The organism is Psychrobacter sp. Sarcosine-02u-2 (assembly GCF_002836335.1).
Classification (GTDB): Bacteria; Pseudomonadota; Gammaproteobacteria; order Pseudomonadales; family Moraxellaceae; genus Psychrobacter; species Psychrobacter faecalis.
Genome location: NZ_PJBX01000178.1, coordinates 94,812 through 105,489 on the forward strand (window position 1 = coordinate 94,812; position 10,678 = coordinate 105,489).

The window sequence follows — 10,678 nt, forward strand, 5'->3', positions numbered from 1 at the left end:
GTATTGGATAGAGTCTCTACTATTTTGATGGATAATAAAACAGCGCACTGTCACACAGTGCGCTTTTCTCAATGAACTTTTTTAATAACTTGGGAATTATGTTAAGTCTGTTCCTGTTCTTAGGCTTATTTATTAACGGGTTTATCCAGTCGCACCACTAAGCTGTCGCATGGGACGTTTGGCAAGATATTATCTGCCGTCGCGCCACTAAGCCAAGCCGAGATACCGTGGCGCTCATGCCGACCGATGACCAATAAATCAACGTCATGCTTATGGCAATAATTGACGATACCCTCACTGTTAGAGATGGCGGTTGTTACTTCAGAGTTGACCGCGTGCAAGTCGTTACGCTCCAAAAATTGCGCTAATTTGGCGCGTGCTTCTTGGCAGCGTTCATCATCGATTTCATCGTATAAACTTGAGGCAGGCACCAGCTCATAGCCAAAGCCGACCATAGTATCTTTGACGATATGTAATACCGATAATTTGGCGTTCGGACGATTCTCGACGATACGTTTGGCCTTTTGGGCGACCACATCAGCGTCGGACATCAAGTCGGTGACCAATAAAATATGTTCGTAACTCATGAGCTGCTCCTTTTGACAGATGATTTCAACTATAGCACTACTACTGACTGCTGTTAAGTATGCTTTGTTAAATCCACACTATCTTTATGATGTATTGTTGAAGCGTTATTATTTTTCTCCTAGCGCTATCTTGACTTATCAAGCCCTAAGCCCCATCTAGTTTCGTTAGGCAAATCCTTTTTAGCTGATAACTGCCATTCTATTTAAAGATTACCTATATTTTTATAACACTGCTATTTTTGTAACTTTTACAACGCTATTAATTTTAGACCAATCAATTTTATAAATATAAACCTTTCCATTTTTGATTGTTTATCCTGAGATGCTTTATCAGTTAACGGCCACATGAGCGCTTAACAAAGAAGCTATCAGGTTACTCTATAAGGACAACTATGACTGACACGCCATTTACCGCTGATTTAACCCTGCATCCAGCGTTTAAGCTGCTTGAGCATCGCCACATTGAGGCATTGTCGATGGACGTATTGATAAGCCAACACGTCAAGACAGGCGCCATGCATTACCATTTAGCCCATCCAAGCGATGAAAATGCCTTTTTGGTCGGCTTTCGTACTCAGCCAATGGACTCAAAAGGTGAGGCGCATATTTTAGAGCACGTGGCTTTGTGTGGCTCTGAAAAGTTCCCTGTCCGCGACCCGTTCTTTTCGATGATTAAACGCTCATTAAATACCTTTATGAATGCGATGACCGCCGCCGATTGGACGGCGTATCCGTACGCGACCCAAAATAAAAACGATTATTTTAACTTGCTAGCCGTTTATCTTGATGCGTCGTTTTTCCCCAATATTCATCCACTCGATTTTGCCCAAGAAGGTATTCGCGTAGAATTAGATGAAAATGATAAGCCGCAGTTTAAAGGTATCGTCTTTAATGAGATGAAAGGCGCAATGAGCGGCGAGATTGACCAGCTTTATCATACGGTCGCCCATCATTTGTTCCCAACGACGACCTATCATTATAATTCGGGCGGCGATCCTGCTGATATTCCTGATTTGACCCATCATGAGCTGGTTGAATTTCATCAGAGTCATTATCATCCGTCAAACAGCGTGATCATGAGCTTTGGTAATATTCCGGTCGCTGAGACGCAAGCAAAAATTCATGAAGATGCCTTGGTTCAATTTGAAGCAGGCAAAAAACACGTCTCGCGTCCAGAAAAACGTCTGTCTGCACCGATTAGCGCGGTTGATACTTATACTGCTGATGAAGCTGGTCCAGACCAAACGCATCATGTGGTGGCGTGGTTATTGCCATCGATTACCGATCCCAAGCAGCGTTTGGCACTGCGTCTATTAGAAGGCGTGTTGGTTGAGCATGCTGGTTCGCCCCTGCGTGCGTATTTGGACAGCCATCCACTCGGTAAAGCGCCGAGTCCGCTATTGGGTCTCGATGACAGTCATTATGAAATGGTATTCTATACCGGTCTACGCGGTTCAAACCCTGAGCATGCCGAAGCGGTAGAGCAGGGCATTCTTGATTTACTTAAAGAGGTCGCGAGCAATCCGATTGATGATGAAACCATCGAAACCATTTTGCACCAAATCGAGATTGATCAGCGCCATATCGGCGGTGATAGCATGCCGTATGGTTTAAACCTTATGTTAGAGGGCTTTAGCACGGCGATTCATGATGGCAACCCTATCGATGTGTGGGAAGTTGATGAGCACTTGCAATGGCTGCGTGAGCAAGTCAAAGACAAACAGTGGTTACCGAATTTAATCAAGACCCATTTGCTCGATAATCAGCATCGTGTCCGTGTCACGTTGAAGCCTGATAGCGAAAAAACTGCCCGTTTGGCAGCCGCTGAGCAAACCCGTCTTGATACCATTGCGATGGATTTGACCGCTGATGATAAAGCTATCTTAAAACAGCAAGCGCTTGATTTGGCAGCGCGCCAAGCTGCGCCTGATGATTTAAGCTTATTGCCAAAAGTTGGTCTAGAAGACGTGCCAACCGATATCAGCTTTAAACAAGGCACGCAAAAACAAGTAAATTTAAGCGGGCAGGATAGCACCTTATTTGAATATGAAGCGGGTACTAACGGTTTGTATTATTATCAAGTGATTGTGCCGTTGACCGATGCGATTGGTAATCAAGACACCAGCGAGCTACCGGTTAATGAAGTCATCAATCATCCACTATTGCCGATTTATCTAAGCTTATTGTCAGAATTGGGAACCGACTCGCTAAGCGCTCATGAAATGCAAGCCAAGCAAGCGGCGCATTCATCAGGAGTGACGGCGCGTATCAGCCAGCGTACCAATATCGATGACAGCCAAGCGATTAGCAGCTACTTCGTCGTTGCCACACGCGCGCTAAATCGTAAGCCTGAAGCGATTGATTTGCTCAAAGAAGTCATGGAGCACAGTGTCTTTAGCGAGCATGACCGTATTAAAGAGATTTTGCAGCAGCGAGCAGCTGGTTGGCAGTCAAACCTTGCCGGTTCTGGGCATTCGTATGCTATGCAAACCGCCAGTCGCGGCATGAGTCGTCAAGCGCAGTTAGAATATGTGCGTAGCGGGCTGCCAGCACTAAACGCGCTAAAAGACTTCTTAACCCACGCCAGTAGTGACGATACGCAGTGGGATAAACTGGCAAGCAGCTTGATGGATTTACATCAGCGTATAATAAGCTTGCCAAAACACGCCGTCATTATTTGTGAAGCCGAGCAAACTGAACGTTTAAGCAATTTAATCGTTGAGAGCTGGAAAGACAGTAAAGCGCCACAAATTGCGGAAAAGTTAAGCAATACTGAAACGGCTATTAAAGCGAGCATTCCAAGTGAATTTGCAGATTTACAGTTAGACTCGGCGCTCAATGGTAAGAATGACGGCGCTCAATTAGAAGAAATTGCGGTTGAAGACTTGGCATGGCTAGTGCCGACCAACGTCTATCATAATGCCAGTGCTTATACCGTGCCAGCCGCAGACCATCCTGATACTGCTGCCTTAATGGTATTAGCGCCGTATCTGCGCAATGGCTACTTGCATAGCGCCATTCGTGAGCGCGGCGGTGCCTATGGCGGCGGCGCAGGTTACGATGCCAACGCGTGCGCCTTTAAGTTCTTTAGCTATCGCGATCCGCAGTGCGCTGAAACTTTTGCGCATTTTGAAGCCAGTATCGAGTGGCTATTGAATGAGCCGCAAACCGATGAGCAATTAGAAGAAGCCATCTTAGGTATTATCTCAGGTATGGATAAACCTGGCTCTCCAGCAGGCGAGGCGGTAAAAGCCTGCTTTGCCAATCTGCATCATCGCGGCGTCGACTGGCAGCGTAAAATGCGCGCGGCGATATTATCTGTGACGGTTGCTGACTTGCAGCGCGTCGCTAAGCAATATTTGCAAGGTCAAGACCATGTGCGAGCGGTACTAGCGCCGTATGATAAAGAAGAAGCTGTAAAAGAGTTAGGCTTTAACGTTTGTAAAATTAAAAGCTAGTTGTTAATTTAGCGCAAAATCAGTCATCGCAAATCATTGATTGTATAAAAAAACCGCCGCTCTCAGTGTTTATATTGAAAGCGGCGGTTTTTATTGCCGGTAAGTAGTTTAAAAAGCTGTATTAATAACGCTTAATCGCTTGGTCTTTGCCAATCAAATCTTGATGAATAGGGAAGTCGGTATGGTCGTCAAACTCCTTGCGGTCGGCAAAGTAGCTTTTTAAGGTACGGCGCACGGCTTCAAAGGCAAGCTTATCCCACGGGATGTCTTCTTCAGCAAATAACGCGCAGTCCAGACTTTCAGAGCCAATACCGTAAGCGCCGTCTTTTAGCTCGGTGATATAGATGCTATAGATTTGCCCGATATCGGGGATATCATATAAGCAATATAAATGCGGGTTGGTAACCACGGCTTCCGCTTCTTCAAAGCTTTCTCGCGCCGCGCCTTCTGCCATGGTTTCGCCGTTTTCCATAAAGCCAGCTGGCAACGTCCATAAGCCATATTGCGGCTCAATCGCACGGCGGCATAATAGCACTCTACTTTTATGTACGACCAGTGAGCCACAAATCACTTTTGGATTTTCGTAGTGAATATAATTGCAGTTTGGACATACCAAACGCGGCATATTATCGGTGGCTGGTATTTTGCGTTCTGCTTCATGGCCGCATTGTAGACAATAGCGCATATCAACTGCCTTATATAAGATAAACGAAAGATGGAAAAAAGGTTATCGGTGTTGTAAGAATTATAATTCTTATGTTATGACGTTCGCTTGTCAGCTGGCATCATAGCTATGAAGCCTAAGATAACACAAATTTCCATCGCACTGGCAGTGATAATAAAAAGCACACATTTTTGCTAAACTGATGGTAGCTAGGCTTACGTTTATGAAATAAGGCTTTTGAAGCGTCATTGTCAGCGCTGCGATTACGCATCAGTCCAGTCACATAAAGTATATGCAGCCGCTTTTAGATTGCGTTAGTCTAGACTAGACTGATGTTAAATAATAAATGATGGCTGTATATTGAAGGGTGGATTCACCAATAACGCGGATAATGGCGACCGCGACCGATATTGTTATAAATCAGCGCCACTGCGACTAAGGCTAGCGCACCGATTAGCGTAGGGGTGACTAAAAAATGCCAGTTGACGCCGCCGAGCATGACGATTAAGGGATTAGAGCCTGCCGGTGGATGCGGCACGCGCAGCAATAGCATCAGCGCAATCGCTGTACCGACCGCTAGCGACAAGCTCCACCACTCGATACCAAACAAGGTCAAGAACGATAGCCCCGTAAAAGTGGTGATAAGATGACCGCCAACGATGTTTCTAGGCTGGGCAAATGGACTCTCTGGATAGGCAAAAATAAGCAAACAGCTGGCACCAAATGAGCCCAAAATCATAGCGACGTTTTGCCAGCTGCCCAGTAGCGCCAGTATGGCGGTGGCGAAAGTACCGCCAACCCAAGCAAGGGCAATGATAATTAATGGCAATCTTTGCGGGCAATCATCGGTTTTGCCCTGCATTTTATTTAATGAAAAAATCTTATCCACAAACATTTCCTAAAAACATGTGATCTTAAAGTGCTTACTTGCGTAATCAGCATCTTATTTAATGGCTATTTAATGGTTATTTATGTTTAACGGCATTGATGCTTGATACTGATAAAAACATAGGGCAATAATAATGTTACTCCCCCCGCAGTCTGTCCATTTCGATGAATTTTCCGTCGCTGTGCCAGACTTTATTCGTTATCCCACTATTAGAAAGTTGGCGGAACGCGTGCAGCATGAGACCTTAAATGCGGTCACCAATCCTGCGTTATACCACAGCTCTCATACTTCTCTTAGCGAGCGTATTTTAGAAAGTCTGTATCAGACACCGATTGCTGATGCCTCGGTATTGGTTGCCATCACTCATGAGCGCCATCCAAAGCTGCTACTGACGCGCCGCGCTGCTCACATGAACAGTCATGCCGGCGAAGTCTCTTGCGTAGGCGGTAAACATGACGCCAGTGACGGTAACAATGTCATCACCGCCTTGCGTGAAGCCTGCGAAGAGACCGCGCTACCACCCAATAAAGTCCAGCTACTTGGTCAATTACCGATTCAAACCTCTAAAAGTGGCATGAGTGTGCGTCCTATTGTGGCGCTAATTGCGCCAGATTTACTGTTAGTGCCCGAGCTTGATGAAATCTCGCGTATTTTTTGGGCAGATTTTGAAACCTTGCTGACGCAGCCTACCGTTGAGTATGCGATAGAGTATACGATGCAAGATCAGACCGCGACCATCCTCACGCCAAGCTGGCAAGTAGATGGCGAAACAATATGGGGTCTGACAGGACGCGTCATCGCCAGCTTGCTAGAGACGGGCTTTGATCGGCGGCTTGAGTGGTATTACCGCATTCAAGATACGCGTAATTAATACGTCAGTCGCTTGCGGTGATTTATTGAATTGTCTACAGTAAAACCATTTTCTAATCAAACCAAGCGCGTCTTTTGCGGATTTATTATAGTTATTGTAGAGGCGGTTGATAATGGCTTGATATATTCTATTTACTACTAATAATATTCGACTTATGCCCTCTGGTTATGGTTATAGATTTGCATAATATTATTCGTTATTGGTTTTATCTAATACTGAGTGATTATTCTTCTTAAAGTATCTGTAATTAGCACAAGTTATTTATAATAATCGTCGTTTTTCTTTAACCACCAATTCATATTATCTTGGCGTTTAGCACGGAAGGCTTCTAATTTTTCAGCCACACTTTGATTGTGTTGGCGTGCCGTATCGAGCGCAAAGAGAATCGGCACTGACGATAAGACGCCAAAGCGGATTTTTGATTTTGGCAAATCCAGCCCATCGCCGATATCATCGCCGACCAAAGTACGGGTCACGCTAGCATTGACCATCTCAACGAAACGCCCCCGTCGATTGTCTTCGCCCATCAGCTGACGCGGCAAATCATGCAAGGCTTTGGCTAATGGTTGCCCCATTTTAAAATCAAGTTGCTGAACTGATAAATAGGTATAAAGCCATTCCCAACAAGCGGCTTCATCCTTCGGTAAGCGCTGTAAATCAACGCCCATCCAATAGCTGGCAAGATTCCATAGATGTAAGATACCTTCGGCTTCCTCGCCGCTGATACGGGCACCAAGCAGCCGTAGCCCACGCATAATCAATAATGAAAACTGCAAATGGGTAGCAATCATATCGGTTTGATTGATAGGAATACCCCAATAGTCGGTGTTCCAGCTGCCATCTACATTGTGGTGTTGGTCGGCATCGGGTATGACACCTTTAGCGGCATTGCCTTTACCTCTGAGCAAGTTTTGCCGCACCGTCGTGTGAATTTGCCGCACCTTGATAGACTGCCGCCAGCCTTCTGAGCCAATTGCCAATACCTGCTTAATCGGTTGACGGTTATTATAAGAGCTAGAATTTAGTTGTGGGTGTTCAGAGACGGCTAGAATATAGGCATAAGTACGCATCAAGCGCGGTAGGGCGTCGTGCATTAAGGCGCCCGTTTGAATGAGCGGCAGGGAGAGGGCGGGAATACTATAGCCGGCCATTAGCGCGACATTGCGCAATAGCCAAATGAGCATCAGCGGATAACGTCGATAAGCAACTGCGCCGATTTGTGCAAGCTTGGGGTCAAACCAAGCAGGATGGCTGCTAAATTGCTCGGTTAAGGTATTAAATTCAGGGTTGCTTAGAAGGGTAGCATCGAAGCTGCTGCCATTTCTATCGCTACTATTACTATCGCCACCATTACTATCGCTTAAGATAAATTGCTGTAAAGGCTTGGTAAAACGAATACCGTCAGCGGCCAACGCATCGGCTAGTGGATCGCCAATATCGTAGCCGGCAACCATTTCCTGCAATAACTCTTGCGAGATAACAAAGTCTTTTGGCAATAAATAACGCTTAATGCGCTTTAAGACTTGTAGGTCGCTATGGTCGTCAATCGCCGTCGTGCGTCCATGGCGTTGGTAAGCGTGAATTGCCGGGTTAGGGTCAGCTTTTTGCCGAGCGCTGGCGCTATTGGCTTTGGCATTTTCTTTAGCGATATCGATGGGACCCATATGATTAGCTACTTTATATCGTCTGCTTTTATCCACTCATCTTAAGCGCATTAAGCGACTTATTTAGCGTGATAGCTATAAGTCGCTCACGCTTAATGAGTGCTTAAGAATGATGGGTTAAGTCCACCGAGGTATTGCTGACCTCTTCTTTTAAGGTGGCTTTTAGCATCAAGTAACCTGCGATACCAGATACGATTGAACCCATAATGATACCTAAGCGCTCGTCAAATAATGGTGTCGCGCCGCCAAAGGCCAGACCACCGATAAATAAACTCATGGTAAAGCCAACGCCGCAAAGTAACGCTGCGCCGTAAATTTGCTTAAAGGTCATGCCCTTTGGCATGGTAGAAATACCCAATTTGAAAATTAACCAGCACATCAGCATTATGCCCATTTGTTTACCGATAAACAATCCGGCAGCAATACCCAGCGGCACGGAGTGAAATAATTCCGCAAAGCCTGCACCCTTAAGCGAGATACCGGCATTAGCAAAGGCAAATAAAGGCAGAATGCCGTAAGACACGGTGTTTTGCAAATCGTGCTCAAGCTCTTCTAGCGGCGAGTGTTCAGGATCCGTACGGTCAAATAGTGGAATAAATAATGCCAGTACCACCCCAGCCAAGGTCGCGTGAACGCCAGACTTGAGCACGGCAATCCACATAATGACACCGATTAGTATGTATGGCGTGATGCTAGTAACATTGCGGCGATTGAGTAGATATAAGAACGGTAAACATAAAGCAGCGACAGCGAGCGCGCCGAGCGATAAGTCACTGGTATAAAATAAGGCGATGATTAAAATAGCGCCAATATCATCAAAAATAGCAATGGATACCAAAAAGACTTTGAGCGAGTTTGGCACGCGATTGCCAAGTAAGCTTAAAATACCAAGGGCGAAAGCAATGTCGGTCGCCGCCGGAATCGCCCAACCTTTCCAAAACTCAGGCTCATTATAGTTAAAAATCATGTAGACGATAGCAGGCATAATCATGCCGCCCAATGCTGCGCCAGCGGGTAAGATAATTTGTTTGACGTTAGAGAGCTCGCCGATGAGCACTTCGCGCTTGAGCTCAAGACCGACTAAAAAAAAGAATATTGCCATCAGACCATCGTTGATCCAATGATGGGCGTCTTTTGCAATCTCAAAGCCACCGATTTGAATGGCAACGGGCGCGTGAATAAAAGACTCATACCAAGTGCTAAGAGAGGTGTTGGCAATAATCATTGCCGCGATAGCTGCCAGCGCTAAGACAATGCCGCCTGACGCTTCGAGGTTGAAAAATGCTCTGATTCTTTGTATTGCCATATTATCCTCATTGACTCAATAAAACGTGCTAAATCATTCAAAAACTTCAAATTTCTAAATTGTTCTGGCTTGCTTACTTTCCTGCTTTGGCTTCCTTAAGTGCATTTCGCCGAGCCATAAACCCTCATCATTCATGCTGCCCTTATCATTAAAAATGACGCAGCAGACCGATGGCTCTAGTTTCTCACAATCTTATTCATATAAACAATTAAATACGTTAACGGTTTTATGCGGTTTTTTTAAACAGGCGAAGCCTACCAAAAGGCGTACTGATAAAGCCGAGAATATAACAAATCTAGCAGACTTTGCTAGGTTTTTGGTTTTTTTTACGGTTTTATCTTTATAATGAGCGCCTTTACACAAATCTTAACGTTGCGTTTGCTTTTTTATACCCCAAATTTTCAAGGTTAGTGTCATGGACATATCACTCTCTATCGAGATTATTTTAATGCTGACGGCTGTTGCGGCGCTGGCAGGTTTTATCGATGCTATCGCGGGCGGCGGTGGTTTATTGACCATTCCTGCTATGCTGCTTGCCAATATACCGCCTGTGCTAACCTTGGGCACCAATAAGTTGCAAGCGGCATCGGGTGCGCTCGCGGCGTCTATTACCATGATTAAAAAAGGTGTCATCAAGCCTAAAAGTATCAAATTTGCGATCATCGCCGCTTTTCTTGGTTCGGTTATTGGGACGATTGCCGTGCAGTTGTCGCCGCCTGATTTGTTAGAAAAACTGATTCCGTTTTTGATTGCGGCGATTGGTATTTATACTTTATTTGCTCCAAGGCTGGGTGAAGTAGAAGCCGCACCACGTATCTCAGAAGGCACGTGGCAAAAAGTAGTGGCGCCTTTGATAGGGTTTTATGATGGTTATATGGGACCGGGTACGGGGATGTTTTTTGCTTTAGGAAATGTGGCGCTGCGTGGTCGCCAAATTATCGAAGCAACGGGCGCAGCAAAAGTGCTGAACTTATCTACCAATATCGGCTCGCTTATTTTCTTTATCTTGGGCGGTAATGTGCTGTGGAAAGTGGGACTGGCCATGATGGTTGGGCAGACGATCGGCGCGTATTTTGGCTCGCATATGGTCGTTAAAGGCGGCAGTAAACTTATTCGTCCGATGATTGTGTTGGTTTGTTTGGCAATGCTAACCAAATATGTGCTTGGTTAACGATAGTTATTTTGAGGTTGAGATAGTCTTTATAAATTGAGAAAGCTTTATTCCAGCAGTATCGTCAC

General features: G+C 45.4%; 8 protein-coding genes. 3 read left to right on the top strand and 5 right to left on the bottom strand.

Translation table 11 applies throughout. The annotated features are described in order from the left end of the window. Positions 1-125: 125 nt before the first annotated feature. Positions 126-587, bottom strand: coding sequence for a universal stress protein (locus CXF58_RS12800; protein ID WP_068403584.1), 462 nt, complete (start codon positions 585-587; stop codon positions 126-128). Positions 588-979: 392 nt separating this feature from the next. On the opposite strand from CXF58_RS12800, the gene CXF58_RS12805 reads away from it, so the two are divergent. Next, positions 980-4,045: an insulinase family protein gene (locus CXF58_RS12805; protein ID WP_102077727.1), complete on the top strand. Its 3,066-nt coding sequence runs from the start codon at positions 980-982 to the stop codon at positions 4,043-4,045. Between the two features lie 121 nt (positions 4,046-4,166). On the opposite strand, the gene CXF58_RS12810 is transcribed toward CXF58_RS12805, so the two are convergent. Further along, positions 4,167-4,730 (bottom strand): NUDIX hydrolase, encoded by a 564-nt coding sequence (locus CXF58_RS12810; RefSeq protein ID WP_102077728.1) that lies wholly within the window; start codon positions 4,728-4,730, stop codon positions 4,167-4,169. 352 nt (positions 4,731-5,082) lie between these two features. Continuing rightward, positions 5,083-5,604, bottom strand: coding sequence for an HPP family protein (locus tag CXF58_RS12815; RefSeq protein ID WP_102077729.1), 522 nt, complete (start codon positions 5,602-5,604; stop codon positions 5,083-5,085). A gap of 127 nt (positions 5,605-5,731) precedes the next feature. Here CXF58_RS12815 and CXF58_RS12820 point away from each other — a divergent pair, with 127 nt between their 5' ends. Continuing rightward, positions 5,732-6,469, top strand: a complete 738-nt coding sequence (locus CXF58_RS12820; protein ID WP_102077730.1) for an NUDIX hydrolase — start codon at positions 5,732-5,734, stop codon at positions 6,467-6,469. A gap of 257 nt (positions 6,470-6,726) precedes the next feature. Here CXF58_RS12820 and CXF58_RS12825 read toward each other — a convergent pair whose 3' ends face one another. Both CXF58_RS12825 and nhaA read right to left on the bottom strand, forming a co-directional pair. Then, positions 6,727-8,133, bottom strand: coding sequence for an oxygenase MpaB family protein (locus CXF58_RS12825; protein ID WP_102077731.1), 1,407 nt, complete (start codon positions 8,131-8,133; stop codon positions 6,727-6,729). A 103-nt stretch (positions 8,134-8,236) separates the two neighbouring features. Then, entirely contained in the window at positions 8,237-9,439 is a 1,203-nt protein-coding gene (gene nhaA / locus CXF58_RS12830; protein ID WP_102077732.1) for a Na+/H+ antiporter NhaA, read from the bottom strand. 415 nt (positions 9,440-9,854) lie between these two features. Between nhaA and CXF58_RS12840 the strand changes: the two genes are divergently transcribed. After that, positions 9,855-10,610, top strand: a complete 756-nt coding sequence (locus CXF58_RS12840; protein ID WP_102077734.1) for a TSUP family transporter — start codon at positions 9,855-9,857, stop codon at positions 10,608-10,610. The last annotated feature ends 68 nt before the right edge of the window (positions 10,611-10,678 follow it).

Excerpts from the sequence above, each read along its gene's own strand:
- CXF58_RS12800 (WP_068403584.1), bottom strand. The coding sequence starts at position 587 with ATGAGTTACGAACATATTTTATTGGTCACCGACTTGATGTCCGACGCT.
- CXF58_RS12805 (WP_102077727.1), top strand. The coding sequence starts at position 980 with ATGACTGACACGCCATTTACCGCTGATTTAACCCTGCATCCAGCGTTT.
- CXF58_RS12810 (WP_102077728.1), bottom strand. The coding sequence starts at position 4,730 with ATGCGCTATTGTCTACAATGCGGCCATGAAGCAGAACGCAAAATACCA.
- CXF58_RS12815 (WP_102077729.1), bottom strand. The coding sequence starts at position 5,604 with ATGTTTGTGGATAAGATTTTTTCATTAAATAAAATGCAGGGCAAAACC.
- CXF58_RS12820 (WP_102077730.1), top strand. The coding sequence starts at position 5,732 with ATGTTACTCCCCCCGCAGTCTGTCCATTTCGATGAATTTTCCGTCGCT.
- CXF58_RS12825 (WP_102077731.1), bottom strand. The coding sequence starts at position 8,133 with ATGGGTCCCATCGATATCGCTAAAGAAAATGCCAAAGCCAATAGCGCC.
- nhaA (WP_102077732.1), bottom strand. The coding sequence starts at position 9,439 with ATGGCAATACAAAGAATCAGAGCATTTTTCAACCTCGAAGCGTCAGGC.
- CXF58_RS12840 (WP_102077734.1), top strand. The coding sequence starts at position 9,855 with ATGGACATATCACTCTCTATCGAGATTATTTTAATGCTGACGGCTGTT.